The sequence below is a fragment of the Massilia agri genome (assembly GCF_024753255.1).
Taxonomy (GTDB): Bacteria; Pseudomonadota; Gammaproteobacteria; order Burkholderiales; family Burkholderiaceae_D; genus Telluria; species Telluria agri.
Genome location: NZ_JANUHA010000001.1, coordinates 1 through 25,542, shown reverse-complemented (window position 1 = coordinate 25,542; position 25,542 = coordinate 1). Strand labels below are relative to the sequence as shown.

General features: G+C 66.8%; 22 protein-coding genes. 15 read left to right on the top strand and 7 right to left on the bottom strand.

The window, feature by feature from the left end:
• Positions 1-5: 5 nt before the first annotated feature.
• The 5 genes from NX780_RS00110 to NX780_RS00090 are packed head-to-tail and all read right to left on the bottom strand — an operon-like array spanning position 6 to position 4,470.
• Entirely contained in the window at positions 6-1,352 is a 1,347-nt protein-coding gene (locus NX780_RS00110; protein ID WP_258825835.1) for a sulfite reductase subunit alpha, read from the bottom strand.
• Complete coding sequence (locus NX780_RS00105) at positions 1,349-2,356, bottom strand: FAD:protein FMN transferase (RefSeq protein ID WP_258825834.1); 1,008 nt, start codon at positions 2,354-2,356, stop codon at positions 1,349-1,351. Before NX780_RS00105 ends, NX780_RS00110 begins: the two co-directional genes overlap by 4 nt.
• A gap of 16 nt (positions 2,357-2,372) precedes the next feature.
• Entirely contained in the window at positions 2,373-3,197 is an 825-nt protein-coding gene (locus NX780_RS00100) for a DUF4198 domain-containing protein (protein ID WP_258825833.1), read from the bottom strand.
• Between the two features lie 42 nt (positions 3,198-3,239).
• Positions 3,240-3,752 carry a DUF2271 domain-containing protein gene (locus NX780_RS00095; protein ID WP_258825832.1) on the bottom strand — a complete coding sequence of 171 codons (513 nt, stop codon included), beginning with the start codon at positions 3,750-3,752 and terminating at the stop codon, positions 3,240-3,242.
• A 46-nt stretch (positions 3,753-3,798) separates the two neighbouring features.
• Positions 3,799-4,470, bottom strand: a complete 672-nt coding sequence (locus NX780_RS00090) for a PepSY-associated TM helix domain-containing protein (protein ID WP_258825831.1) — start codon at positions 4,468-4,470, stop codon at positions 3,799-3,801.
• A 278-nt stretch (positions 4,471-4,748) separates the two neighbouring features.
• On the opposite strand from NX780_RS00090, the gene NX780_RS00085 reads away from it, so the two are divergent.
• The 6 genes from NX780_RS00085 to NX780_RS00060 all read left to right on the top strand — a co-directional run bounded on the left by NX780_RS00085 (position 4,749) and on the right by NX780_RS00060 (position 12,766).
• Positions 4,749-7,604 carry a 2-oxoglutarate dehydrogenase E1 component gene (locus NX780_RS00085; RefSeq protein WP_258825830.1) on the top strand — a complete coding sequence of 952 codons (2,856 nt, stop codon included), beginning with the start codon at positions 4,749-4,751 and terminating at the stop codon, positions 7,602-7,604.
• Between the two features lie 69 nt (positions 7,605-7,673).
• Positions 7,674-8,927, top strand: a complete 1,254-nt coding sequence (odhB, locus tag NX780_RS00080; protein WP_258825829.1) for a 2-oxoglutarate dehydrogenase complex dihydrolipoyllysine-residue succinyltransferase — start codon at positions 7,674-7,676, stop codon at positions 8,925-8,927.
• A 65-nt stretch (positions 8,928-8,992) separates the two neighbouring features.
• Entirely contained in the window at positions 8,993-9,334 is a 342-nt protein-coding gene (locus NX780_RS00075) for a PspC domain-containing protein (protein ID WP_258825828.1), read from the top strand.
• A gap of 69 nt (positions 9,335-9,403) precedes the next feature.
• The gene (lpdA, locus tag NX780_RS00070) at positions 9,404-10,834 is read left to right on the top strand and encodes a dihydrolipoyl dehydrogenase (protein ID WP_258825827.1); all 1,431 of its coding nucleotides are present in this window, start codon (positions 9,404-9,406) and stop codon (positions 10,832-10,834) included.
• Positions 10,835-10,970: 136 nt separating this feature from the next.
• Entirely contained in the window at positions 10,971-12,068 is a 1,098-nt protein-coding gene (gene zapE / locus NX780_RS00065) for a cell division protein ZapE (RefSeq protein WP_258825826.1), read from the top strand.
• A 14-nt stretch (positions 12,069-12,082) separates the two neighbouring features.
• Positions 12,083-12,766 (top strand): hypothetical protein, encoded by a 684-nt coding sequence (locus NX780_RS00060; RefSeq protein WP_258825825.1) that lies wholly within the window; start codon positions 12,083-12,085, stop codon positions 12,764-12,766.
• Between the two features lie 16 nt (positions 12,767-12,782).
• Here NX780_RS00060 and NX780_RS00055 read toward each other — a convergent pair whose 3' ends face one another.
• On the bottom strand, positions 12,783-13,577 hold the full coding sequence (locus NX780_RS00055) for a PP2C family protein-serine/threonine phosphatase (RefSeq protein WP_258825824.1): 795 nt from the start codon (positions 13,575-13,577) through the stop codon (positions 12,783-12,785).
• A gap of 173 nt (positions 13,578-13,750) precedes the next feature.
• Here NX780_RS00055 and NX780_RS00050 point away from each other — a divergent pair, with 173 nt between their 5' ends.
• The gene (locus tag NX780_RS00050) at positions 13,751-13,951 is read left to right on the top strand and encodes a YdcH family protein (protein ID WP_231057281.1); all 201 of its coding nucleotides are present in this window, start codon (positions 13,751-13,753) and stop codon (positions 13,949-13,951) included.
• Between the two features lie 55 nt (positions 13,952-14,006).
• A complete protein-coding gene (gene yoaA, locus NX780_RS00045) occupies positions 14,007-16,046 on the top strand; it encodes a DNA repair helicase YoaA (RefSeq protein ID WP_502572587.1) in 2,040 nt (679 codons plus the stop codon).
• A gap of 139 nt (positions 16,047-16,185) precedes the next feature.
• Here yoaA and NX780_RS00040 read toward each other — a convergent pair whose 3' ends face one another.
• Positions 16,186-17,160, bottom strand: a complete 975-nt coding sequence (locus tag NX780_RS00040) for an NADPH:quinone oxidoreductase family protein (protein WP_258825823.1) — start codon at positions 17,158-17,160, stop codon at positions 16,186-16,188.
• 177 nt (positions 17,161-17,337) lie between these two features.
• Here NX780_RS00040 and NX780_RS00035 point away from each other — a divergent pair, with 177 nt between their 5' ends.
• The 7 genes from NX780_RS00035 (at position 17,338) to rlmD (ending at position 25,515) form a co-directional block, all read left to right on the top strand.
• Complete coding sequence (locus tag NX780_RS00035) at positions 17,338-17,946, top strand: toll/interleukin-1 receptor domain-containing protein (protein WP_258825822.1); 609 nt, start codon at positions 17,338-17,340, stop codon at positions 17,944-17,946.
• Between the two features lie 8 nt (positions 17,947-17,954).
• Positions 17,955-20,147, top strand: coding sequence for a tetratricopeptide repeat-containing protein (locus tag NX780_RS00030; protein WP_258825821.1), 2,193 nt, complete (start codon positions 17,955-17,957; stop codon positions 20,145-20,147).
• Positions 20,148-20,262: 115 nt separating this feature from the next.
• On the top strand, positions 20,263-20,997 hold the full coding sequence (surE, locus tag NX780_RS00025; RefSeq protein ID WP_258825820.1) for a 5'/3'-nucleotidase SurE: 735 nt from the start codon (positions 20,263-20,265) through the stop codon (positions 20,995-20,997).
• Positions 20,994-21,866, top strand: coding sequence for a protein-L-isoaspartate(D-aspartate) O-methyltransferase (locus NX780_RS00020; protein ID WP_258825819.1), 873 nt, complete (start codon positions 20,994-20,996; stop codon positions 21,864-21,866). Before surE ends, NX780_RS00020 begins: the two co-directional genes overlap by 4 nt.
• Before the next feature lie 231 nt (positions 21,867-22,097).
• Positions 22,098-23,009 carry a peptidoglycan DD-metalloendopeptidase family protein gene (locus tag NX780_RS00015; protein WP_258825818.1) on the top strand — a complete coding sequence of 304 codons (912 nt, stop codon included), beginning with the start codon at positions 22,098-22,100 and terminating at the stop codon, positions 23,007-23,009.
• A gap of 6 nt (positions 23,010-23,015) precedes the next feature.
• Positions 23,016-24,014, top strand: coding sequence for an RNA polymerase sigma factor RpoS (rpoS, locus tag NX780_RS00010; protein WP_258825817.1), 999 nt, complete (start codon positions 23,016-23,018; stop codon positions 24,012-24,014).
• Positions 24,015-24,126: 112 nt separating this feature from the next.
• Complete coding sequence (gene rlmD, locus NX780_RS00005) at positions 24,127-25,515, top strand: 23S rRNA (uracil(1939)-C(5))-methyltransferase RlmD (RefSeq protein WP_258825816.1); 1,389 nt, start codon at positions 24,127-24,129, stop codon at positions 25,513-25,515.
• Positions 25,516-25,542 lie beyond the last annotated feature (27 nt).

Genomic DNA, 25,542 nt, shown 5'->3' with positions numbered 1-25,542 from the left:
TCGCATCAATAGACGTCGCGGCGGTAGCGGCCTTGGGCCGCCATCGCCTCGACGCGTTCCGCGCCGAGCGCGCCGACCAGGGCCTCGTGCACGCCGCCTGCCATTCCCTGCAGGCTGCCGCACACATAGATGGCCGCACCTTCCTCGACCCAGCTGCGCAGCTGTTGCGCATGTTCGCGCACCAGGTGCTGCACATAGCGCGGCGTCGACTGGTCGCGCGAGAAGGCCAGGTCGAGCCGGGCCAGGCGGCTGGCGGCCAGCCATCCCTGCAGCTCTTCGCGGCACAGGTAGTCGTGGGCCGCATTGCGCTCGCCGAACAGCAGCCAGTTGTCGCCATCGCCCGCGTCGATGCGCGACTTGATCAGCGCGCGCAGGCCGGCCAGGCCGCTGCCATTGCCGATCGCGATGAGTGGACGCGCGGCGTTGCCGTTCAGGCGGAAGCGCTGGTGCGCGCGCACGCGCAGCTTGACCACGTCCGTTTCCAGGGCATGCACACAGAGCCAGCCCGAGGCGGCGCCCAGGGTGCCGTCTTCGCGCCGCTGCAGGCGCACCATCAGGGCCAGCTCGCCTTCGCCCCGCAGCGAGGCGATCGAATACTCGCGCGGATGGTCCGGGTCGAGCGGCGCGCTGACCTGGGCCAGGTCGCCGGCTTCCCAGTCGGGCAGGGCGCCCTCGAACGGCACCAGGCCGATGCGGTAGAGCGGGGCGCCGGCGCTGCCGGGGTTCATCAGCATGCGGCTGGCAATGCGCCAGTCGCCATAACCCGGCGCTTCCCAGTCCGGCGCGTCGCTGGTGCCGGCCAGGCGGCCGACGTGGTGCTGCCATTCGGCCAGCGCCTCGGCATTGCCGCGGTCGACCTCGATCCGTCCGAACAGGGGCGTGGCGCCGTGCGCGGCCAGCCAGCCGTCGAGCGCACGGCCGAAGCCGCAATAGTTCGCATAGGTGGTGTCGCCCAGCGCCAGCACCGCGTAGTGCAGCCGGGACAGGTCCGGCGCCGTGCCCATGGTCTGGGCCGCGAAGCGCGCGGCGCTGTCCGGCGCGTCGCCTTCGCCATAGGTGCTCACGATGAAGAGCACGCGCGTGGCGCCGTGCAGGGCGCCGGCGTCGAGTTCGGACATGCAGACCGCGCGCGCCGACAGGCCGCCCGTGGCCATGGTCGCGGCGGTGCGCCCGGCCAGGTATTCGGCGCTGCCGGTCTGGGTTGCGTGGACGACCAGCCAGTCGGCGCTGCCGGAGGGCGCCGCGCGGCGCGCCTTCGGGCGGGCGCGCCAGATGGCGGCGCACATGGCCAGGTAGCTGCCAAGCAGGGCAATCGCGCCGCCCAGGCGTACGGGATCGATGGTGAGGATCATTGCAGCAGTTCGCGCCAGGCGGCGGAGGTGGATTCCCGCAGGGCGCCGTCGCGGCGGACCAGGTAGCGGGCGGCGATGCCGCGCGCATCGGCAAAGGCCAGGCCTTCATCGACGCCCATCACGGTGAGCGCGGTGGACAGGGCGTCGGCCGCCATGCAGGTGGAGGCCACCACGGTGGTCGAGGCCACGTGGTTGGCGATGGGGTGGCCGCTGCGCGGGTCCAGCGTGTGCGAGATGCGGCGCGGGCCGTGGTGAAAATAGCTGCGGTAGTCGCCCGAGGTGGCGACCGCCAGCCCGTGCAGGGCGACGATGGCCTGGGTGGGGTTGTAGCCCGCGTCCGGCACGCCTTCGATCTCGACCCACCAGGGCTCGCCGCCCGGCTTGACGCCCGCGCCGCGCAGCTCGCCGCCGACCTCGACCAGGTAGTGGCGCACCCCGAGGCGCTCCAGGCAGAGGCCGAGGCGGTCCACGCCATAGCCCTTGGCGATCGAGGACAGGTCGAGCACGGCGCCGCCCGGCTGCAGCAGGCGGCGGCCCTCGCGGTCGAGCTGCGGCGTCGCATGGTTCCGCTGCGCCAGCGCGGCGGCGACGGCATCCGGGCCGGGCGCCGCGAATCCGGCCTGGCTGTAGCGGCCCGTGGGACCGAAGCCCCACAGGTTCACCAGCAGCCCCGCGGCCGGGTCGTAGGCGCCCGCGCTATCTTCATGCACCCGCAGCGCGAAGTCGATCACCTCGAAGAATTCCGGCGGCAGCGCATGCCAGCTGCCGGCGGGCGCGCGGTTGTAGCGCGCCAGCAGCGAGTCCTGGTCCCAGTGGCTCATCTGCTCCACCACGCCGTCCAGCTCGCGCTGGAGCAGGGCGGCCAGGTCCACGTCCACGTCAGGCGGCACCACCATCTGGGCCGACCAGCTCGTGCCCATGCTGCGGCCCTCCGCCTTCGTCAGGCGGCTGCCCAGCGGCGGCATCGCCAGGTCGATCGCGAGGGGTACCAGGATGTCGCGCATGCGTTGGCAACTGCGCTTATTGCGGCAGGACTTCGAAGGTCGCCGCGTAGGTGTAGCGCTTGGCCGGCGCCTGCTGTTGCTGGCCGCCGCGCTCGCCACCCGGGAAGGAGGCGTTCATCCAGTACATATTCGCCGCCGGCACGGTGAAGGTCGCTTCGCCCTTGGCGTCGGTGGTGAGACGCTGCTCGCCCGAGGAACCGCGGTACTTGGCGGTGCCCGGCGTCACGCTGAAGGCCAGGTTGGCGGCCGGCTTGCCGTCGAGCTGGAAGCGGACCTTGATCGGCTCGCCGACGCGCAGGTCGGTCGGGTGGGTGACCGGGACCATCTCCAGGCCGGCGCCGCTCGGCTTGAGCGCGGTCTCGTTCATCTTGTTGGCCGAAACGAAGGTTTCCAGGCGGGTCTGCACCTGCGTGGTCTGCACCTCGGTGGCGCCGGCCGGGATCTGCACTTGCGGGCTGCCCTGGGCGCCGCGGAAGCGCTTGGTCTCGCCGTTCAGCTTGTAGCTGCCCATCACATTGTTGTTGACGATCGCCAGGCGATAGGTGCCGTCCTTCGGCAGGCGCAGGTCGAGGGTGCTGCGGAACTTGCCCAGCACCGCGCCCTCGGCCTTCGTGGTGTTGCCGTCGGGGTCGGTGATCATCAGGTTGTCCAGGCGCAGCGGGGCGTGGTTGAACTCGAACAACTGGTTCGAGATGCCGGCGTCGAGCGAGACCCATGCCTCTTTCTTCGAATCGATCATGGTGGCGTTCGGCAGCAGCCAGGCGTTGTGGGCCTGGGCGCTCATGGACAGGCCGGCGATCAGGCCGAGGGCGATGGTCTTGGTGAGGCGGTGCAGTTGCATGAGGTTCTCCTGTTGTTCCTGTTGTCGTTTATATGTATTCGCTTACTGGATCTGGAGCGCGATGGCGCCCAGTTCGTCCTTGCCCGCCGCATTGACGTCGACCTTGCCCTTGCCGGTCCAGCTGAAGGGCAGCTTGACCACTTCGCGTCCACCCGATTCCCGCGAGGCCTCGACCACCAGGGTGTAGTCGCCGGCCGGCAGCTTGTCGATGCCATGGCGGGCGCCGTCGAACTTCATGGTGTGGGTGCCCGGCGCGCGGGTGGCGCCGCTGACGCCGTCGATCGGCATGGTGGCGTCGCGGCCCGCCTTGCGCCACCAGGAGCGCAGGTCCTTCAGCCACTTCTCGCCTTCCTTGTTCTTCATCTTGACGTCGTAGAGCACGGCCAGGTTCGCGGCCACGGCCTGGTCGGCTTTCTCGATCCAGATCGCGACATAGGGCTTGTGGTATTCGGCGACATTTAGCCGCGGCAGTTCGAACTTGACGGACAGGTCGGCGGCCGTGGCCCAGCTGGACGCCAGCGGCAGCGTGAGAGCGAGCGAGTGGGACAGTTTCATCGGATTGCCTTATATATAAAGGTGGACTATTTGCTTAACTTCTAAATCAGTGCACAAAGAGCAGGGCGATCACGGCCGGCAGCACGATGCCGAAGCCGATCACCGGCCAGGTCGAGGGGCGGTTCGCAGCGTGGTATTTCAGGATCAGGAAGCCGGTGACGCAGAAGATCACGCAGGCGATCGCGAAGATGTCGATGAACCAGCTCCATACTTCGCCCGTGTTGCGGCCCTTGTGCATGTCGTTGAGCCAGGAGATCCAGCCGCGGTCGGTCCGCTCGTATTCGGCGCCGCCGTCCACGGCGATGCGCAGCCAGGCATCGCCGCCGGGGCGGGGCAGGGCGATATAGGCGTCTTCCTCGCTCCACTCGGCGCGTTTGCCGCGCACGTCGACCGGGAAGCTGGCGTTGGCCCAGTCCGCGATCTCGCTCGGGAGCGGCACCTCGGCGTCCACGTGCTCGAGGGCGTATTCCTCCAGCTGGGCGCGCAGCGGCGCGGGCAGGGTGGCCTTCAGGCGGGTGACTTCCGGCTTGGCCTCGATCTGGGCCGCGTGGTTCAGCGTGAAGCCGGTGAAACTGAACAGCAACATGGCCATCAGGCAGATCGCCGAGCTGATCCAATGCCATTGATGCAACTGCTTCAAATACAGGGCGCGACGCACGCCGGGCAGGGCGGCGGCGGTGTTTGCCGAGGTGGAAGTGGTAGGACCGGTTGAGTTCATCTTCAAATGATAACGATTATCATTTACGTGGTCAACCGTACAATGTCGCTTTACATACTGAAATAAATAATTTGTGGATGCAGGGTCCGCCTTGACATCACGCTTGCGTTACAATACCCAGCGCTAATTAGGCAGGATGGCGCGCAGCCGTCCCCGGAATTCGTCCTTCCCCCACAACTTGATGTAGTAAGTGCGATCCGCTAACCGGTCAGGCCGTGTCGCGGAAGGTTAGACTAACCCGCCCCACACTCGCGAAGCGCGAAGAAAGGTGAGCAAGAATGATGCAGCAACAAACAGCCAACTCCTACCTGTTCGGCGGTAATGCGCCGTACGTGGAAGAGTTGTACGAGGCCTATCTGAACAATCCGGGATCGGTCCCGGACAACTGGCGCGCCTATTTCGACCAGATGCAGCACGTGCCTGCGGTCGATGGCAGCGCCCGCCCGGACGTGGTCCACTCGTCCGTCATCGCCTCGTTTGCGGAACGCGCCAAGCAGGGCCCGATCCGTACCGTCACCGCGAACCCTGACGCCGAACTCGGCCGCAAGCGCGTCGCCGTCACCCAGCTGATCGCCGCCTACCGCTACCTCGGTTCGCGCTGGGCCAACCTGGACCCGCTGCAGCGCCAGGAACGTCCGCCCCTGCCGGAACTCGACCCGGCCTTCTACGGCTTCACCGAAGCGGACCTGGACACCGTCTTCAACATCAGCAATACCTACTTCGGCAAGGAAACCGCGCCCCTGCGCGACATCCTGAACTGGCTGCGCGACACGTACTGCCGTTCGATCGGCGCCGAGTTCATGTACATCAGCGACCCGACCGAAAAGCGCTGGCTGCAGGAACGCCTGGAGTCGATCCGTTCGACCCCGACCTTCTCGGGCGAAAAGAAAAAGCACATCCTCGAGCGACTCACCGCGGCCGAAGGCCTGGAGCGCTACCTCCACACCAAGTACGTCGGCGCCAAGCGTTTCTCGCTGGAAGGCGGCGAGTCCTTCATCGCCTCGATCGACGAAGTCATCCAGCGCGCCGGTGAAAAAGGCGTACAGGAAATCGTCATCGGCATGGCCCACCGCGGCCGCCTGAACGTGCTGGTCAATACCCTGGGCAAGAGCCCGGCCGACCTGTTCGAAGAATTCGAAGGCAAGCACGCCGACGACCTGCCGGCGGGCGACGTCAAATACCACCAGGGCTTCTCGAGCGACATCTCGACCCCGGGCGGCCCGGTCCACCTGTCGCTGGCCTTCAACCCGTCCCACCTCGAGATCGTCAACCCGGTCGTCGAAGGTTCGGTCAAGGCGCGCATGGAACGCCGCGGCGACCGCAAGGGCAAGGAAGTGCTGCCGATCCTGGTGCACGGCGACGCAGCGTTCGCCGGCCAGGGCGTGGTCATGGAAACCCTGAACCTGGCCCAGACCCGCGGCTACGGCACCGGCGGCACCGTCCACATCGTCATCAACAACCAGATCGGCTTCACCACCTCGGACCCGCGCGACGCCCGTTCGACCATCTACTGCTCGGACGTCGTCAAGATGATCGAAGCACCGGTGCTGCACGTGAACGCCGACGATCCGGAAGCGGTCGTGCTGGCCTCGCAGATCGCGATGGACTACCGCACCGAGTTCGGCAAGGACGTGGTCGTGGACATCGTCTGCTACCGTAAACTCGGCCACAACGAGCAGGACACCCCGGCGCTGACCCAGCCGCTGATGTACAAGAAGATCGCCAAGCACCCGGGCACCCGCAAGCTGTACGCGGAAAAGCTGGCTGCGCAGGGCACCGTGCCGCCGGAAACCGGTGACCAGCTGGTCGCCGAATTCCGCGCCGCGATGGACGCCGGCAAGCACACCGTGGATCCGGTCCTGACCAACTTCAAGAACAAGTACGCCGTCGACTGGGCGCCGTTCCTGAACAAGAAGTGGACCGACGCGGCCGACACCGCCGTGCCGATCACCGAACTGAAGCGCCTGGCCGAACGCATCACCAAGGTCCCGGAAAACTTCAAGCCGCACTCGCTGGTCGAGAAGGTCCTGAACGACCGCGCCGCCATGGGCCGCGGCGAGATGAATCTCGACTGGGGCATGGGCGAGCACCTGGCGTTCGCCTCGCTGCTGTCCTCGGGCTACGCGGTCCGCCTGTCGGGCCAGGACGCCGGCCGCGGCACCTTCGTGCACCGCCACGCCGTGCTGCACGACCAGAACCGCGAGCGCTGGGACCAGGGCATCTACCTGCCGCTGGCCAACGTCTCAGACAACCAGGCCAACTTCACCGTGATCGACTCGGTGCTGTCGGAAGAAGCGGTGCTCGGCTTCGAGTACGGCTACTCGACCGCCGAACCGAATACCCTCACCATCTGGGAAGCCCAGTTCGGCGACTTCGTCAACGGCGCCCAGGTCGTCATCGACCAGTTCATCGCCTCGGGCGAAGTGAAGTGGGGTCGCGCCTCGGGCCTGACCATGATGCTGCCGCACGGCTACGAAGGCCAGGGTCCGGAGCACTCGTCGGCACGTATCGAGCGCTTCCTGCAGCTGTGCGCCGACAACAATATGCAAGTGGTGCAGCCGACCACGGCCGCCCAGATCTTCCACCTGCTGCGCCGCCAGATGGTGCGCCAGTTCCGCAAGCCTTTGGTCATCTTCACGCCGAAGTCGCTGCTGCGTAACAAGGACGCCGGCTCGCCGCTGACCGACCTGGCCAAGGGCGGCTTCCAGACCGTCATCGGCGAAGTCGACGAGAAGATCGAGGCATCGAAGGTCAAGCGCGTGCAGGTCTGCTCGGGCAAGGTCTACTACGACCTGGTCAACACCCGCAAGGCGCGCAATGCCAACGACGTGGCCATCGTTCGTATCGAACAGATGTATCCGTTCCCGCACAAGTCGTTCGCCGCGGAACTGAAGAAGTTCCCGAACGCGACCGAAGTGGTGTGGGTGCAGGACGAGCCGCAGAACCAGGGTCCGTGGTTCCAGATCCAGCACAACATCTTCGAAAGCATGGAAGATGGCCAGCGCCTGGCGTACGCCGGCCGCGCCGCTTCCTCGTCGCCTGCGGTCGGTTACGCCGACAAGCACGTGGCGCAGCAGAAGGAACTGCTGGAAACCGCGTTCTCGAAACTCAAGGGTTTCATCCTGACGAAGTAAGAAGAAAAACACTGCCCCGGGCCCAGGTCCGGGGCCTTTGCACAGAATACATAACGGAGCTACACACAAATGGCACAAATCGAAGTCAAGGTCCCCCAACTGTCGGAATCGGTTGCTGAAGCGACCCTCCTGTCCTGGCACAAGAAAGTCGGCGAGAAGGTCTCGCGCGACGAGAACATGATCGACATCGAGACCGACAAGGTGGTCCTGGAACTGCCGGCCCCGAACGAAGGCGTGATCGTCCAGCTGCTCAAGGCCGATGGCGCCACCGTCGTGTCGGGCGAAGTCATCGCCATCATCGATACCGAAGCGTCGGAGCAGACCAGCCCGGTCGCCGTGCGTTCGGCCCCGGTGCAGGCCGCGCCTGAAGCAGCTGCCGCAGCGCCGGCAGCCGCCGCGACCGGTTCGAAGGGTGACGTCGCCATGCCGGCCGCCGCCAAGATCCTGGCCGACAACAACATGAGCGCTTCGGATGCCACCGGCACCGGCCGCGACGGCCGCGTGACCAAGGGCGACGCCCTGGCCGCTGTCGCGGGCAAGCCGGCACAAGCCGCCGCACCGGCACCGGCTGCAGCGAAACCGGCCCTGCAGCAAGTCGCCGCACCGAGCGCCAACCTGGGCGACCGTCCGGAAGAGCGCGTGCCGATGAGCCGCCTGCGCGCCCGTATCGCCGAGCGCCTGCTGCAATCGCAACAGACCAACGCCATCCTGACCACCTTCAACGAAGTGAACATGGCTCCGGTCATGGAACTGCGTAACAAGTACAAGGACAAGTTCGAGAAAGAGCACGGCGTCAAGCTGGGCTTCATGTCCTTCTTCGTCAAGGCCGCCGTCGCCGCACTGAAGAAGTACCCGATCCTGAACGCCTCGGTCGACGGCAACGACATCGTCTATCACGGCTACTTCGACATCGGTATCGCCGTCGGTTCGCCGCGCGGCCTGGTGGTGCCGATCCTGCGCAACGCCGACCAGCTGTCGATCGCCGAGATCGAGAAGAAGATCGGCGAATTCGGCCAGAAAGCCAAGGACGGCAAGCTGACCCTGGAAGACCTGAACGGCGGTACCTTCTCGATCTCGAACGGTGGTGTGTTCGGCTCGATGCTGTCGACCCCGATCATCAACCCGCCGCAGTCGGCCATCCTGGGCGTGCACGCGACCAAGGACCGCGCCGTCGTCGAAAACGGCCAGATCGTGATCCGTCCGATGAACTACCTGGCGATGTCCTACGACCACCGCATCATCGACGGCCGCGAAGCCGTGCTGGGCCTGGTGGCCATGAAGGACGCGCTGGAAGATCCGGCACGCCTGCTGCTCGACCTGTAATTCAGTAATCCACTTCGCCGGCGCGCTGCCTGGCGCGCCGTGCGGTCAGTTTGAAGGAGTAGGGCATGAACCTGTCTGACGAAATCAAGCGGCTGCACGAGCTGCACCAGGCCGGCGCGCTGAGCGACGCCGAATTCGAACAGGCCAAGACGCGGGTGCTGTCTTCAAGCCCCGCGTCCCCTGGCGTGAACCTGGACAAGAACGGCGAGAGCGTCATCGGCAGCAACCTCAACACGCTGCGCCGCTCGCGCCTGGACCGCTGGCTCGGCGGTGTCTGCGGCGGCCTCGCGCTCGCCACCGGCGTCGAGACCTGGCTCTGGCGCCTGATGTTCGTGCTGTTCACCTTGACCTTCGGCTTCGGCGTCGCGATTTACGTGCTGTTGTGGATTTTCGTTCCCGAAGAATAAACAAGCCGGTCCCCGCAGGCAGTGCGCCTCGAAGCGCGCGCCCGCCGTCCGGCCCCAAAAGGAATCAATATGAGTGACAAACAATTTGACGTCGTCGTGATCGGCGGCGGTCCTGGCGGCTACATCGCTGCCATCCGTGCAGCGCAGCTGGGCTTCAAGACCGCCTGCATCGACGAGTGGAGCAATGCGGCGGGCAAGCCTGCCCCTGGCGGCACCTGCACCAACGTCGGCTGCATCCCGTCGAAGGCGCTGCTGCAATCGTCGGAACACTTCGAGCACGCCGGCCACGCTTTTGCCGACCACGGCATCAAGGTCGGCGGCCTGGAACTCGACCTGCCGACCATGCTCAAGCGCAAGGACACCATCGTCAAGCAGAACAACGACGGCATCCTGTTCCTGTTCAAGAAGAACAAGGTCACCTTCTTCCACGGCCGCGGCGCCTTCGCCGGCAAGCTTGAGGGTGGCTACACCATCAACGTGAGCGGCCCGACCACCGACACCATCACCGCGAAAAACGTGGTCGTCGCGACCGGTTCGAACGCACGCCAGCTGCCGGGCGCGGAATTCGACGAGAAGATCATCCTGTCGAACGCCGGCGCACTGGCGATCGATGCCGTGCCGGGCAAGCTCGGCGTGATCGGCGCCGGCGTCATCGGCCTGGAAATGGGCTCGGTGTGGCGCCGCGTCGGCGCCGACGTCACCGTGCTGGAAGGCCTGCCGACCTTCCTGGGCGCAGTCGACGAGCAGATCGCCAAGGAAGCGCACAAGCTGTTCACCAAGCAGGGCTTGAAGATCAACCTGGGCTGCAAGATCGGCGCGATCACCAAGGGCGCGAACGACGTCACCGTCGAGTACGTCGATTCGACCGGCGCCGAGCAGAAGGCCACCTTCGACCGCCTGATCATCTCGATCGGCCGCGTGCCGAACACCACCGGCCTGGGTGGCGAGACCGTCGGCCTGCAGCTGGACGAGCGCGGCTTCGTGGTCGTCGACGACGAGTGCCGCACCAGCCTGCCGGGCGTGTGGGCGGTGGGCGACGTCGTGCGCGGCCCGATGCTGGCGCACAAGGCGGAAGAAGAGGGCGTCGCGGTTGCCGAGCGCATCGCCGGCCAGCACGGCCACGTCAACTTCAACACCATCCCCTGGGTCATCTACACCTCGCCGGAAATCGCCTGGGTCGGCAAGACCGAGCAGCAGCTGAAGGCCGAAGGCGTGTCCTACAAGGCCGGCACCTTCCCGTTCATGGCCAACGGCCGTGCGCGTGCGCTGGGCGATACCTCGGGCATGGTGAAGTTCCTGGCCGACGCCACCACCGATGAAATCCTGGGCGTGCACATCGTGGGCCCGGTCGCTTCGGAACTGATCTCGGAAGCCGTCGTCGCGATGGAGTTCAAGGCCTCGTCGGAAGACATCGCCCGCATCTGCCACGCACACCCCTCGCTGTCGGAAGCCGTCAAGGAAGCCGCGCTGGCGGTGGACAAGCGTTCGCTGAACTTCTAAAAGCAGTACCTGTAGGGTGGGCGGCTCTGCCGCCCGCGCGTTCAACTCCCGGTTGAATGGCCACGGAGCGGGCCGGGATTCGTGATTTGAACGCGCGGGCGGGGACCCGCCCACCCTACGTTAACAGCATCTATCAATGAACGTTCAAGAGTATTACCAGCACGCGCTCACCGAGCGCGGCTTCAAGTCCGACCCGGCCCAGCAAGCCGCGGTCGATCGCCTGCAGCAGGCGTACGACGACTGGGTCCAGTACAAGGCCCAGCGGTCGTCCGCTTTCAAGCGCCTCATCAACCGCCCCGACGTGCCGAAGGGCGTGTACATGTGGGGCGGGGTGGGGCGCGGCAAGTCCTTCCTGATGGACTCCTTCTATTCGGTGGTGCCGGTGGTGCGCAAGACGCGCCTGCACTTCCACGAATTCATGCGCGCCGTCCACCGCCAGCTGGATGAACTGAAAGGCGTGGCCGACCCGCTCGACGAAGTCGCCAGGCGCATCGCGAAAAAATACCGCCTGATCTGCTTCGACGAATTCCACGTCTCGGACATTGCCGACGCGATGATCCTGTACAACCTGCTCAAGGCCCTGTTCGACAATGGTGTCTCGTTTGTCATGACCTCGAACTACGAGCCTTCGACCCTGTACCCGGACGGCCTGCACCGCGACCGCATGCTGCCGACCATCGCGCTGCTGAAAGACAAGCTCGATGTCCTCAACGTCGACGCCGGCAACGACTACCGCAAGCGCGCGCTGGAGCAGGTCCAGGCCTACTACATGCCGCTCGATGCGAAATCCGACCACGCCTTGCGCGACGCGTATGCGAAGGTGGCCGACACCGCCGACGAGAGCCCGATCGTGCACATCGAGAACCGCGAGATCCGCGCGCTGCGCAAGGCCGGCGGCGTGATCTGGTTCGATTTCGCGACCCTGTGCGGCGGCCCGCGCTCGCAGAACGACTACCTGGAACTGGCCTCGCGCTTCCATACGGTGATCCTGTCCGGCATCCCGGCCATGTCGGCCGGCCAGTCCTCGGAGGCGCGCCGCTTCACCTGGCTGATCGACGTGTTCTATGACCACAAGGTCAAGCTGATCATGTCGGCCGCCGTCGAGCCGGAAGAACTCTACACCCAGGGTATGCTGGCGAACGAATTCCACCGCACCGTCTCGCGTATCATTGAAATGCAGTCGCGCGAATACATGCTGGCCGAGCGCCGCGGCGCCGCCGACGCCATCGCCTGAATCGAAAGGAAACCATGAGCTCTCTTCCTGCATTGCGTGTCCTCGCAGCGCTCGCCCTCGCCGCGGGCCTGGCCGCCTGCGCCACGCCGGAACCGGGCGCCTCCGTGGCGGCGATCGAGCCGACCACCTCGGTGGAACAGGCCGACGCTCGCCTGGCCGCGGTGGCGCAAGAGCGCGCCGCGATCGAGGCGCGCTATGCCGAGCGCGAAGCCGTCTGCTACGACAAGTTCTTCGTCAACCACTGCCTCGATGAGGCCAAGGAGCGTCGCCGCGTGGCCCTGGTCGCCCAGCGCAATATCGAAATCGAAGCCGAGCGTTTTAAACGCCGCGTGAAGGTGGAAGAGCGCGACCGCGAGATCGCGGCGGCCGAGGCCGAGTACAAGGCCGAGGAAGCGCGCCTGGCGGCCGAACCGCCGGCCGCGCCGCGCGAGGCCGCGGAGTTGCCGCCGCCGAAGCCGTCCCCGGCCGCATCGCGCATGGCGCGCCGCAATGCCAAGGCGAAGGAAGAAGCCGCACGCGCGCCGGAAGAGGCGGCGCGGGCGGCGGCCAGCGCGGCCGCCTTCGAGGAGCGCAAGCGCAAATCGGAGCAGCGCCAGAAGGAAGTCGCCCGGCGCGTGGCCGAGCGTGAAGCGAAGGCAGCGGCCCGCAAGGCAGAGGAAGAAAAGAAGGCCGCTCCGCCGGCGCCCGCCGCGAAATGAAAGAAAGGCCGGTTCTCTAGACCGGTCGCCCGACCCTTGCCGCCAGGCCGTCCTGTGCAGGCTTGACCAGCTTCACGATCGCCATCGTGCAGTTCCCGCCCTTGCCCTGGGAACGTTCGGCAGCCTTGTTGATCAGCATTTCCGAAGCCTGGCGCGGCGTCGCCTTGTGGGTCGCCGCCCCCAGCTCCGCATCGGTGAAGAAGTGCCACAGGCCGTCCGAGCACAGCAGGAAAGCATCGCCCGGCCCCAGGCCCGTGTGGCTGCCGATGGTGACGAAGGGATCCTTGCGGCTGTTGCCCATCACATTGAGCAGGAGCTTGGATTTGCGGTGGTTCCGGGCCGCTTCTTCCGGCAGGCGGTCGCTCGCGACCAGGTGCTCGACATAGGCCGCGTCGTTGGTCCGCGTCAGGCATTTGCCTTCCGCAAAACGGTACAGGCGCGAGTCGCCCACGTGGGCCCAGACCGCTTCGCGGTGCGGCGTCAACACCAGGCCGACGAAGCTCGCGTGCGCCTCGACCTCGGTGGTGACGGCATTCATCTTCATGACCAGGTGGGTTTCACTGACGATTTCGCGCAGCAGATCGCCCAGGCGTTCCAGGCTCGGATGGTCGCCCGGCTTGAATTCGTCGAAGACCTGGCGCGCCGTGTGCAGGACCTGCTCGGAACCGGCGCTGCCACCGATCCCGTCCGACAGCACCGCCAGGACATAACCGGGGGCGCGGGCGCCGGTCATCAAGGCAACGCGGTCGCTCTGCTGCGGGCGGTTTCCGATGTGTTGCGCGGTTCCCGCTTCGATCTTGTAAGTTGTCATAAATAGCTTGTTTTCCTGGCGCCCGCGCCAATCTTTGTTGGCGGCAACCTCAGCGTAGATTAAACTATGCACTGAGAAGCCCCGGTGTTGCAAGCCGAACACCCGCGCGGCTGCCAGCCTCCGGCGCGCCGCGCCATTCGATCCCGCAAACGCTTTTGACCAGAACAGCAATCATGACCGACGTCCAGGACCTCCAGCGCCGTATCATTGAACTCGACGTGGAACACCGCGACCTCGATGCTGTCATTTCCATGCTGACTGCCGATGGCCATGCCGACCAGCTCCAGCTGCGCCGTTTGAAGAAACGTAAGCTGCAGCTGAAGGATCATATTACGCTGCTGAAGATGCAGCTGGTCCCCGATATTCCCGCCTGAACAAGGCTTCTGAGAAGCACGCATTTTGACCGACGACCTCCCCACCGGCACCGCCGTGGCGACGCAGCCTCAACAGCAGGGCGATGTCCTGCCTGCCGCCGCCCGCCCGCCGGGTAAATACGACGAAGAGCTCGACCGCCTGTTCGGGGCGGGAGGCCCGCTCGCGCCCAACGTCGGCACCTACAAACCGCGCCAGTCGCAGACCGAGATGGCCAAGGCCGTCGCCCAGGCCATCGCCGAGCAGAAGGTGCTCATGGCCGAGGCCGGCACCGGCACGGGCAAGACCTTCGCCTACCTGGTCCCGGCCCTGCTGTGGGGCGGCAAGACCATCATCTCGACCGGCACCAAGAACCTGCAGGACCAGTTGTTTTTGCGCGACATCCCGACCATCCGCGCCGCCCTGCGCGCGCCGGTCTCCGTGGCCCTGCTCAAGGGGCGTTCGAACTACGTCTGCCACTTCCACCTCGAGCGCACGCTGAACAACGGCCGCCTGACCTCGCGCGACGACGTCGGTCACCTGCGCGAGATCTCGCGCTTCATCAAGATGACGCAGTCGGGCGACAAGGCCGAACTGGCGAAGGTGCCCGAGAACGCCACGGTCTGGAACCTCGTCACCTCCACCCGCGACAGCTGCATGGGCGCGGAGTGCCAGTACTACCAGGACTGCTTCGTGATGAAGGCGCGCCGGGAAGCGCAACAGGCAGACGTGGTCGTGGTCAACCACCACCTGTTCTTCGCCGACGTGGCGCTGAAGGATACCGGCGTCGCCGAACTGCTGCCCTCGGCGAACACCATCATCTTCGACGAAGCGCACCAGCTGCCCGATACCGCGACCCTGTTCTTCGGCCAGTCGGTGTCGACCTCGCAGGTGCTGGAACTGTGCCGCGACGTGCTGGCCGAAGGCCTGGCGCACGCCCGCGGCCCGGACTGGGCCAAGGTCGTCACCGTGGTCGAAAAGGCCGCGCGCGACCTGCGATTGAGCTTCCCGGACGGCGGCATCCGCCTCTCGCTGCCGCAGATCCTGCCGACCTCGAACTTCTTCCCGGCGCTGGACAAGCTCAAGGAAGAACTCTCCGGCATGATTACGGTCCTGGAAGAACACGCCGCGCGCGCCGAGACCATCGAGGCCTGCCGCGTGCGTGCGCAGGAACTCGCCGCTTCCTTCGAAGCATGGAAACCGGATCCCAGGAAGGGGAAGGTGGCCGGCGACGATGCGGCCGTGCTGTGGGTCGAGGCCTTCTCGTCCTCGCTGCAGCTGCACAAGACGCCGCTGTCGATCGCGCCGATCTTTTCAAGCCAGAGAGAAGGCACGCCGCGCAGCTGGATCTTCACCTCCGCGACGCTGGCCGTGAAGAGCGACTTCAAGCACTTCTCCGACCAGATGGGCCTGACGGGCGAGCCGGCCATGACCTGGCCAAGTCCCTTCAACTACGGCGAGCAGGGCATCCTCTACGTGCCGACCGGCCTGCCGGAGCCGAACTCGATGCACTACACCGACGCCTGCGTCGACACGGCGCTGCCGGTGATCGAGGCGGCGGGCGGGCGCACCTTCTTCCTGTGCACGACGATCCGGGCCGTGAACAAGGTGGCCGAACGCCTGCGCGCCGAGTTCGCGGAGCGCGGACTGGATTTTCCTTTGTTCGTGCAGGGGGAACGCGGCCGCACCGAACTGCTCGATTCCTTCCGCAATGCCGGCAATGCCGTGCTGGTCGGCAGCCAGAGTTTCTGGGAAGGCGTGGACGTGCGCGGCGACGCGCTCTCGCTCGTCATCATCGACAAGCTGCCCTTCGCCCCGCCGGACGACCCGGTGCTGGCGGCGCGCATCGAGGTGATGGAAAAGCAGGGCATGAACGGCTTCATGCACCACCAGCTGCCGGAAGCGATCATCACGCTCAAGCAGGGCGCGGGGCGCCTGATCCGCGACGTGGAAGACCGCGGCGTCCTGATGATCTGCGACCCGCGCATCATCACCAAGCCCTATGGACGGCGCATCTGGCAAAGCCTGCCGCCGTTCAAGCGCACGCGGGTGCAGGCGGATGTGATCGAGTTTTTCCAGCCGGGGACAATTGCGGACGCAGCGGACCTCAACGCGTAGGGTGGACGGCTTCGCCGTCCGCGCGTTCAACCCGACGATGCGTTGCCTGACCTTCGTTCTCTGTCGGCTCTGCACAACCACTGTTTGAACGCGCGGACGTTCGTAATTCCGGCCATTGGCCGAAATTACCCCGTCCACCCTACGGGCAAATCACAACCTTGCCGGTGACTTTTCGTGCCGCCATGTCGTTCAATGCCTGCGCCGTGTCTTCCAGCTTGTACCTTGCCGACACCAGCGGCTTGAGCTTCCCTTCCGCCATCCACCCCAGCATCTGCCGCATCGCCTTCAGGTTGGCCTGCGGTTCGCGCCGCACGAAGTCGCCCCAGAACACGCCGACCACCGAGGCGCCCTTCAGCAGCATCAGGTTCCACGGCAGCTTCGGAATCTCGCCCGCCGCGAAGCCCACCACCAGGTGCCGCCCGCGCCAGGCGATCGAGCGCAGCGCCGGTTCGCTGTAGGGCCCGCCGACCGGGTCGTAGATCACGTCCGGCCCGCGTCCGTTGGTCGCCGCCTTGAGTGCCTCGCGCAAATCTTCCTTCTCATAATTGATGGTCGCATCGGCGCCATGCGCGCGGCAGATCGCCAGCTTTTCTTCGCTGGACGCCGCCGCGATCACGCGCGCGCCAAGCGCCTTGCCGATCTCGATCGCCGCCAGCCCCACGCCGCCGGCCGCGCCCAGCACCAGCATGGTCTCGCCCGGCTGCAGCGCCGCGCGGTCGACCACCGCGTGGTGCGAGGTGCCGTAGGTGAGGGTGATGGCGGCCGCGATGTCGAAGTCCATCCCGGGCGGCATCGGCATCAAGGCCTCGACGGGCGCCACCGCCTGCTCCGCAAACGCCCCGGTGCGTGTGAAGCCGATCACCTGCTGGCCCGGCGCGAAGGCGGTCACGCCTTCACCCACCGCGCGCACCGTGCCCGCGAACTCGTTGCCCGGCGTGAAGGGCAGTTCCGGGCGCACCTGGTACTTGCCCTGCACGGTCAGCACGTCCGGGAAGTTCACGCCGGCCGCCTTCACGTCGACGACGACCTCGCCCGCGCCGGGCACGAGCTCCGGCAGTTCCTCGATGACGAGGCTGTCGATCGGCCCCCAATCCTTGCATCGCACGGCTTTCATGTTCTCTCCTCAATGTTGCTGTGTCACGTTCATTAATCCGCGGAATTATGCCTGAAGACCATTCGATAGCAGCATGGCCGAGTCCGTTAGCCCGATTGTGCGTCCGCAAAGTGGCCGGGGTCGGCAGCGCTAGAGTCGGGGGATACGCCTTTGGCAAATTGGAATGGGGGGCAGGCAATGGCGATCCGCTACGGGTGCTTTTTCAGCTACGCACACGGCAGGCACGAACTCATGCGTCGGTTCAAGAACGCCCTGGCCGACGCGCTGCGCTGCTATCTCGAACCTCACTTTGACAACGAAGACGAACTGTTTATCGACACCGAACAGCTGGGCGGCGGGGATGACCTCGACCATAAAATCGCGCGCGCCATGTGCGAGAGCGTCTGCATGATCCTGATCTACACCCCGAAGTACGAGGCGCATGCCTACACCCGCCGCGAGTACGCCGCCATGCGCCTGCTGGAGGCCGAGCGCGCCGCCTGGTATCCGCTGCCGAGCCATCTGATCATTCCGGTCATCATGACGCGCCACCCGGATTCGCTGCCGCCGCAGATTTCGGAGAACAGTTTCTACGTGGATTTTTCCCATTTCACGATGGCGACAAGCGACCTCAAGTCCAACCCGGATTTCCTGCCCGACATCGACAAGATGGTCCAGCGCATCGCCACGCACTATCACCATCAAAAAAAACATACGCCGCCAGGCCATGACTGCAACCAATTCGCGCTACCCGATGTCCCACCCGAATGGCGTGCGGTACCGAGCCTGACGTTTCCAAAAAAATGAGGAGTCTCATGGACAAGAACAGCGACACGTTTCCATCCCTGGACAAGCCCGGTGCGGTCACCACCCTGTATGCCTACGAAGGCGGCCCGGCGCGCAACGGCCTGCTTGCCGCCATGGCGCTGCAGCTGGCGGGCGATCCCGCGCAGGGTCCGGTGCTGGTGATCGACTGGGACCTCGAATCGCCTTCGCTGCACCAGTACCTGGGCGCGCCGGGCCACGATGCCGGAGCGGTGGAGGGCATCGAGCCCGAGCCCCCCGGCCTGGTCGACTATTTCAGCGCCCTGCGCGACGCGCTCGCCCGTCGCCCCGCGCGCGGGGCCAGCACCGGCCCGGTCGCGGAATCGTTGGCCGATTCCGTGCTCGACACGGTCGACTGGCGCGCCCACGTCGCGCGCGCCGACGGCCGCCACCCGCTCTACCTGATGCGCGCCGGCCGCTTCGACGAGGACTACGCCGAGCGCGCCGCGCGCCTCGACTGGGTGGCCCTGTTCGACGCCTGCCCGGCGCTGCTGCGCCGTTTCGCCGCGCGCATGGCCCGCCATTTCCGCCACGTGCTGGTGTCCAGCCGCGCCGGCCGCTCGGCGGCGGTCAGCGCCTGCACCACCTTGCTGGCCGACCGCCTGGTCGGCCTGTTCACGCCGGCGCCCGGCAGCCTGGAGGGGCTGGAGGGCGTGGTCCGGCGCGCCATCGAATACCGCTGCAGCCACGAGGACGAGCAGCGTCCCTTGCTGGTCTATCCGGTCGCCTGTCCGGCCTTCGGCGCCGGCAGCGATCCGGGCCAGCGCTGGCGGCGCGGCGATCCGGCGCTGGGCATGGCCGGCTACCAGCCGCGCCTGGAGACCCTGCTGCGCGAAGCCTACGGCAACTCGCGGCTGCGCCTGGGCAGCTGGTTCGACGAGGTCCAGCTGCCCGCCTGCGACGCCGTCGCCGTCAGGCGGGCCGGCGCAGGCTACCACGCGCTGGCGCGTCCGGCCGCCAGCCTCCTGTGCTGGTTCGCGCAGGGCTACTATCCCTGGCAGCCGCTATCCGAGGTGCGCCTGCGCATGGCGATCGCGCATGCGGGCAGGGAAGGCGGCGCCAGCCCCGCCCTGGCAGCCTGCTTTGCGCGGCTCGGCGCCCTGTGCCAGGAAGAAGGGCGCGACAGCGAGGCCGAGGCGCTGCTGCGCGACAGCCTGGCCATGCGCCACGATGCGCTGGGCGAAGACCACCTCGAGGTGCGCGCCGGCCTCGCCGCATTGGCCAATCTTCACGCCGCCAGCGGCCGCCTGCACGAGGCGCGCCGCGAATTCGAAGCGCTGGCGCAACGCTGCGCGCGCAGCCTGGGGGCGGAGGATCCCGAGACCCTGGTGGCGCGTTCGCGCCTGGCCTGCGTGCTCGGCCGGCTCGGGGAGGGCGAGAGGGCGCTGGCCCTGCACGAACAGGTGGTGGCCGGCTGCGAGCGCCTGTTCGGCGACCTGCATGCGGCCACCCTCGGCAGCCTCGAAGACCTGGCCCTGACCTTGCGCGAGCAGCACGAGAACGAAAGGGCGCGCCTGCTGTTCGAGCGGGTGCTGGACGGGCGGCGCCGGCTGCAGGGCAGCGAGCACGAAGACACCCTCCTGTGCGGCCAGCGCCTGGCCCGCCTGCTCGGCGAGATGGGCGACCTCGGCAACGCGCGCCGGCTGCTCGAATCGGTGCTGCGCGCCCGCGAGCGCCAGGACGGCCTGGATGCCGCGGCGACGCTGCAGGTGCGCGAGGCCCTGGCCGACGTGTATGCGGCCCAGGGCGATGTGGCGGCCGTGCGGCGCATCCAGGACCAGCTGCCCTGGGCGCGCGAGGAAGTGGCCGTGCTGCGCCAGGGATCGGCGCCGGCGGGCGGCGAACCTGTGCCCCGGGACGGCCCCGCCGGCGCCATGGCCCCGCCGGAGTCGGACTCCCACCCGGCATCGAGCAGCCTGCAGCACCAGCTCGCCCAGCTGCAGAGCCTGATCGACAGCGACAGTCCGCGCGAGGCGCGCGCCCTGGCCGACAGCCTGCGTCCCTCGGTGCTGAGTTCCAGTGTGGCACATCCGCTACGCAAGCGCGGGGCCGAGATGATCAAGCGCGTCTACCAGCAGGATGGTGACAAGGATGCATTGCTGTCCTGGGCCGAGGACGTGGTCGCCTCACTGGAGGGCGCCCTGTTCCAGGCGGAGCGCGCAAGCTCGTCGATGTTGCGATAGTGGTAATGGTAATCAGCCAGACAGGCTGACCGGCGGTGACAAAAAATCGCCGTCGGGAAACAAAAAACGCGCCACAGGCGAACGAAGCGGGCGTTGCTTCAGGTAAAATCGCAGGATGCGAATTCTTATCAGTAACGACGACGGCTACCTGGCGCCTGGTCTCAGTGCGCTGGCTGATGCGCTGTCCGCGATTGCGGACATCGTGGTGGTCGCACCCGACAGCAACCGCTCGGGTGCGTCGAATTCGTTGACGCTCGACCGGCCGCTCACGGTCCAGAAGGCGGCGAATGGTTTTCATTTTGTCAACGGCACGCCGACCGACTGCGTCCACATCGCCCTGACCGCGATGGGCGATGCGCTGCCGGACCTCGTGGTCTCCGGCATCAACAACGGACAGAACATGGGTGACGACACCCTGTATTCGGGCACCGTTGCGGCCGCCACCGAGGCCTATCTGTTCGGCATTCCGGCGATCGCCTTTTCGCAGGTGAGCGCGGGCTGGGCCCACGTCGATGCCGCGGCGAAGGTGGCGCGCGAGATCGTCGAACGCCGCTTCGACAAGCTCGAGCTGCCTTTCCTCTTCAATGTGAACATCCCGAACCTGCCGTATGAAGAAATCGGCCCGCTGACACCCTCGCGCCTGGGGCGCCGCCACCAGGCCGAGCCGGTGGTACGCTCGCTGGATCCGCGCGGCCGCGAGATCTTCTGGATCGGCGCGCCCGGCGCCTGCCGCGATGCGGGCGAGGGCACCGACTTCCACACGACTGCCCAGGGCAAGGTATCGATCACGCCGCTGCAGATCGACCTGACCCACAAGGCCCAGCTGGAACTGCTGCGGGGACTGGTATGAACGACAAGCGCAGCACCTTCCCGCTGCCGCTGTCCTCGGTGACCGGCGGCGATGCCCGCAAGCCGCGCGTGCCCGCGCCGGTGGCCACGCCCCAGACCGCGACCCGCAACGCCGCGCACACGGCCGTGAACAAGGGTGTGGCCCTGCCGCCGGCCGCGCCCGGCCCCGCACCGCGTCCGCCCGGCTACGCCCAGGCGCACGCGCCTTCCGCGCCGGTGGCCCAGCGCTCCGAGCTGATGGCCTCGGAAGCGGTGCGCCGCGCCATGGTGGGCCGAGTCGCGCGCCAGGGCGTCAAGGACGGCATCGTGCTGGCCGCCATGGAGGCGGTGCCGCGCCACCTGTTCATCGAACCGGCGCTGTCGGCCCAGGCTTATATCGACGCCTCGCTGCCGATCGGGCACAACCAGACGATTTCGCAGCCCTATATCGTCGCGCGCATGATCGAGGCGATGCGGGCCGGCGGCCAGCTGGGCCGGGTGCTCGAGATCGGCACCGGCTGCGGCTACCAGGCCGCGGTGCTGTCCTTTGTCGCGCGCGAGGTGTATTCGATCGAGCGCATCAAGCCGCTGCACGAGCTGGCCAAGACCAATCTGCGGCCGATGCGGATCTCGAACCTGCGTTTGCAATACGGCGATGGTATGCTAGGCTTGCCGCAGGTTGCGCCCTTCGACGGCATCATCCTCGCGGCTGCGGGCCTCGAAGTGCCACGCGCCCTGCTCGAACAACTGGCCATCGGCGCCCACCTGGTCGCACCGGTTGGCGCCCAGGTCCAGCACCTTGAACGCATCACCCGCATCGGCAAAAGCGAATGGACCAGCGAGACGCTGGAAGCGTGCCATTTCGTGCCGCTGCGCCCGGGCACCGTCTAGGCGCTGTCCGACCGGCCCTATCCCTTGTGGGGCAGGGTCTTTACAGCCGTGTCATCGCCGCACCCATGAGCGGCGTTGTAGAGTCTGGCACTCTGTCGCGGTCCCGGCCCCTGTGGCCCGGACTCCTCCGGCCGGCATGACCCGCAGCGTGTGGTCCGCCGGCGGCCTGTGCGCTCCCATGGAGATGTCGCGGCCAACGAATCGAAACAGAAAACAGAAAACAGAAAGACAATGAACCAAGCACCCCGATTAGCACTGCTCACCCTTGCCCTCGGCCTGCTGGCCGGCTGTAACTCCCTCACGCGCCAGGCCCCGGTCGTCGAGCGCACCACGGCCCCCGCGTCCACCCATCCACGTCCCCTGCCTTCCAAGACCGAGGAGCCGAAGCAGGACGAGAAGGGCATGTATACCGTGCGCCGCGGCGACACGCTGTTGCGGATCGCGCTGGACTTCGGCCAGAACTACCGCGACCTCGTCGCCTGGAACAACCTGGCTGATCCGGACGACATCAAGGTCGGCCAGGCCCTGCGCGTGGCGCCGCCGGAGAAGGGCGAGCGCAGCGCGAACATGCAGACCCAGCCGGTCCCGATGCCGCCGCCGGCCGCTCCGCCGCGCAAGACCACCCCGCGCGCCGACAAGCAGCCCTACAGCGAAGGCACGGTCGCCGGCGCGCCGCGCGAATCCGGCGCCCGCGCCGATGCCGTCGCGCCTGCGGCCGCAGCTGCGCCGGCCGGCGGCATCGCCGCCGGCAGCATCGTCAGCGCCAACGACGACGACAAGCTGAGCTGGATGTGGCCGGCCGACGGCCGCATCGTCGCCACCTTCGACGAAGGCCGCAACAAGGGCATCGACATCGCCGGCAAGCCCGGCCAGGCGGTGATGGCCGCCGGCGCCGGCAAGGTGATGTACGCTGGCAGCGGTATCCGTGGCTATGGTAACCTTGTTATCGTCAAGCACAGCAACAGCCTGTTGTCGGCTTACGCGCACAACCGCAAGATCGTCGTCAAGGAAGGCGACAACGTGGCCAAGGGCCAGGTGATCGCGGAAATGGGCGATTCGGACGCCGACTCGGTGAAGCTGCATTTCGAGATCCGCCAACAGGGCAAGCCCGTCGATCCGTCGAGGTTCCTGCCCGGCCGATAGGGAGTTATGACGCAAGAGCCGCACTCGCTGGACCCGCAGGATACGGACGAGTTTCCGGACGAACCGGAGAGCGAGGGCGCGCTTGCGGCCACGGACGGGGCGGAGGTCCTCCCGTCCGCCCACGAAGTCGAATCGGTCGACGAGCTGCGCAAGGTCCTGCAGGCCGAGCTCGCGACCGACACCACCCAGCACTACCTGAACCAGATCGGCACCCGGCCGCTGCTGTCCGCCGCCGAGGAAGTCCAGGTCGCGACCCTGGCCAAGGCCGGCGATTTCGCCGCGCGCCAGAAGATGATCGAGCATAACCTGCGCCTGGTCGTCTCGATCGCCAAGCACTACATCAACCGCGGCGTCGTGCTGCTCGACCTCATCGAAGAAGGCAACATCGGCCTGATGCGCGCCATCGACAAGTTCGAGCCCGAGCGCGGTTTTCGCTTCTCCACCTACGCCACCTGGTGGATCCGCCAGAGCATCGAGCGCGCCATCATGAACCAGGCCCGCACCGTGCGCCTGCCGGTGCACATGGTGCGCGAGCTGAACGCCGTCCTGCGCGCCAAATACCACCTCGAAGCGCAGAAGCACGACGGCAAGGAAGCCGCCGCCGAGGACATCGCCAGCCTGGTCGGGCGGCCGGTGGAGGAGGTGCAGGACATCCTGGCGCTATCGGAACACGCGGCCTCGCTCGATGCCCCGCTCGACAACGATCCCCAGTCGAGCCTGATGGACATGCTGCCCGACGAGGGCGAGGTCATGCCGGACGTGCTGGCCGAGCATCACGAGATGACCGTGCTGGTGCGCGACTGGCTGGCCCGGCTGCCGGACAAGCAGCGCGTGGTCGTCACCCGGCGCTTCGGGCTCGACAACGACGATCCGGCCACGCTCGAGACCCTGGCCGAGGAGATGGGCGTGACGCGCGAGCGGGTGCGCCAGATCCAGCAGGAGGCGCTGGTCAAGCTCAAGCGGGCGATGGCGGCCCGCGGCGTGGTGCGCGACTCCCTGCTGTAGCGCCACCTGCGTTTCCTTGCTATCATGCCCGCCGGGCGTTTTCCGCCCATTTTTTATTTGCGAACTCCCCGCGCAGCCTGTCCTGCGCCCCTTTCCCTTTTCCTTCATCACCATGCAAGAAATTTTCATCGACATCAAGGCCCTGGATGCGGACGCGCGCGGCGTCGGCCACCTCGAGAACGAGGACGGCACGCCAGGTAAAGTGATCTTCGTCGAAGGCGCACTGCCGGGCGAGCGCGTCAGCTTCGAGACGCTGCGCAAGAAGAAGAACTGGGAATCGGGCCGCATGCTTACCCTGCAGCGCGCCTCGTCCATGCGCGTGGAGCCGAAGTGCCAGCATTTCGGCTACTGCGGCGGCTGCTCGATGCAGCACCTGGAACCCTCGGCCCAGGTGGCGATGAAGCAGCGCGTGCTGGAAGACAACCTCTGGCACCTCGGCAAGGTGAAAGCCGAGATGATCATGCGCCCGATGTACGGCCCGACCTGGGACTACCGCTACCGCGCCCGCCTGTCGGTGCGTCACGTGGCCAAGAAGGGCGGGGTGCTGGTGGGCTTCCACGAGCGCAGCTCGTCCTACGTCGCCGACATCACCACCTGCGAGATCCTGCCGGACCACGTGGCCCGGCTGATCGTGCCGCTGCGCGAGTTCGTCGGCAAGCTGTCGATCTACAACCAGATGCCGCAGATCGAAGTCGCCATCGGCGAAGAAGTCACCGTGCTGGTGCTGCGCATCATGGCGCCGCTCACCCCGGCGGACGAGGAACTGGCCAAGGCCTTCGCCGACCAATGGGACATCCAGTGGTGGCTGCAGCCCAAGGGCCCGGACACCGCCTATCCCTACTACCCGCTGGGCAAGGAGCTCTACTACCTGCTCCCGGAATTCGGCATCCGCATGCCCTTCAAGCCGACCGACTTCACCCAGGTGAACCACCAGATCAACCGCGTGCTGGTCTCGAAAGCCCTGCGCCTGCTGGAGGTGCAGCCGAACGACCGCGTGGCCGACCTGTTCTGCGGCCTCGGCAACTTCACCCTGCCGCTGGCGACCCAGGCGCGCGAAGTGGTGGGCATCGAGGGCAGCACCGCGCTCACCACCCGCGCGCTCGACAATGCGCAGGCCAACGGCCTGGCAAGCAAGACCTCATTCTCGACCCGCAACCTGTTCGAAGTGACGAAGGATGGCCTGGTCGCCCTCGGCAAATTCGACCGTATGCTGGTCGACCCGCCGCGCGACGGCGCCATGGCCCTGTCGCTGGCGCTGGCCGACCTGCGCGAGACGCACGAGGAGCTGATGCCGCAGCGGATCGTGTATGTCTCCTGCAGCCCCTCGACCCTGGCGCGCGACGCCGGCATCCTGGTGCACAAGGCAGGCTATGTGCTGAAAAAGGCGGGTGTGTGCAATATGTTCCCGCATACCTCGCACGTGGAGTCGATCGCCGTGTTCGAGCTGGGCGAAAAGCCGGTCGCCGCTGCCGCCTACGAAGTCCCCGCCGAAGCCGCCTAACCGCAACCCTGGGTGTCAGGTTGAGAG

Bases quoted from the DNA above. Each gene is read 5' to 3' on its own strand.
- NX780_RS00110 (WP_258825835.1), bottom strand. From the start codon at position 1,352: ATGATCCTCACCATCGATCCCGTACGCCTGGGCGGCGCGATTGCCCTG.
- NX780_RS00105 (WP_258825834.1), bottom strand. From the start codon at position 2,356: ATGCGCGACATCCTGGTACCCCTCGCGATCGACCTGGCGATGCCGCCG.
- NX780_RS00100 (WP_258825833.1), bottom strand. From the start codon at position 3,197: ATGCAACTGCACCGCCTCACCAAGACCATCGCCCTCGGCCTGATCGCC.
- NX780_RS00095 (WP_258825832.1), bottom strand. From the start codon at position 3,752: ATGAAACTGTCCCACTCGCTCGCTCTCACGCTGCCGCTGGCGTCCAGC.
- NX780_RS00090 (WP_258825831.1), bottom strand. From the start codon at position 4,470: ATGAACTCAACCGGTCCTACCACTTCCACCTCGGCAAACACCGCCGCC.
- NX780_RS00085 (WP_258825830.1), top strand. From the start codon at position 4,749: ATGATGCAGCAACAAACAGCCAACTCCTACCTGTTCGGCGGTAATGCG.
- odhB (WP_258825829.1), top strand. From the start codon at position 7,674: ATGGCACAAATCGAAGTCAAGGTCCCCCAACTGTCGGAATCGGTTGCT.
- NX780_RS00075 (WP_258825828.1), top strand. From the start codon at position 8,993: ATGAACCTGTCTGACGAAATCAAGCGGCTGCACGAGCTGCACCAGGCC.
- lpdA (WP_258825827.1), top strand. From the start codon at position 9,404: ATGAGTGACAAACAATTTGACGTCGTCGTGATCGGCGGCGGTCCTGGC.
- zapE (WP_258825826.1), top strand. From the start codon at position 10,971: ATGAACGTTCAAGAGTATTACCAGCACGCGCTCACCGAGCGCGGCTTC.
- NX780_RS00060 (WP_258825825.1), top strand. From the start codon at position 12,083: ATGAGCTCTCTTCCTGCATTGCGTGTCCTCGCAGCGCTCGCCCTCGCC.
- NX780_RS00055 (WP_258825824.1), bottom strand. From the start codon at position 13,577: ATGACAACTTACAAGATCGAAGCGGGAACCGCGCAACACATCGGAAAC.
- NX780_RS00050 (WP_231057281.1), top strand. From the start codon at position 13,751: ATGACCGACGTCCAGGACCTCCAGCGCCGTATCATTGAACTCGACGTG.
- NX780_RS00040 (WP_258825823.1), bottom strand. From the start codon at position 17,160: ATGAAAGCCGTGCGATGCAAGGATTGGGGGCCGATCGACAGCCTCGTC.
- NX780_RS00035 (WP_258825822.1), top strand. From the start codon at position 17,338: ATGGCGATCCGCTACGGGTGCTTTTTCAGCTACGCACACGGCAGGCAC.
- NX780_RS00030 (WP_258825821.1), top strand. From the start codon at position 17,955: ATGGACAAGAACAGCGACACGTTTCCATCCCTGGACAAGCCCGGTGCG.
- surE (WP_258825820.1), top strand. From the start codon at position 20,263: ATGCGAATTCTTATCAGTAACGACGACGGCTACCTGGCGCCTGGTCTC.
- NX780_RS00020 (WP_258825819.1), top strand. From the start codon at position 20,994: ATGAACGACAAGCGCAGCACCTTCCCGCTGCCGCTGTCCTCGGTGACC.
- NX780_RS00015 (WP_258825818.1), top strand. From the start codon at position 22,098: ATGAACCAAGCACCCCGATTAGCACTGCTCACCCTTGCCCTCGGCCTG.
- rpoS (WP_258825817.1), top strand. From the start codon at position 23,016: ATGACGCAAGAGCCGCACTCGCTGGACCCGCAGGATACGGACGAGTTT.
- rlmD (WP_258825816.1), top strand. From the start codon at position 24,127: ATGCAAGAAATTTTCATCGACATCAAGGCCCTGGATGCGGACGCGCGC.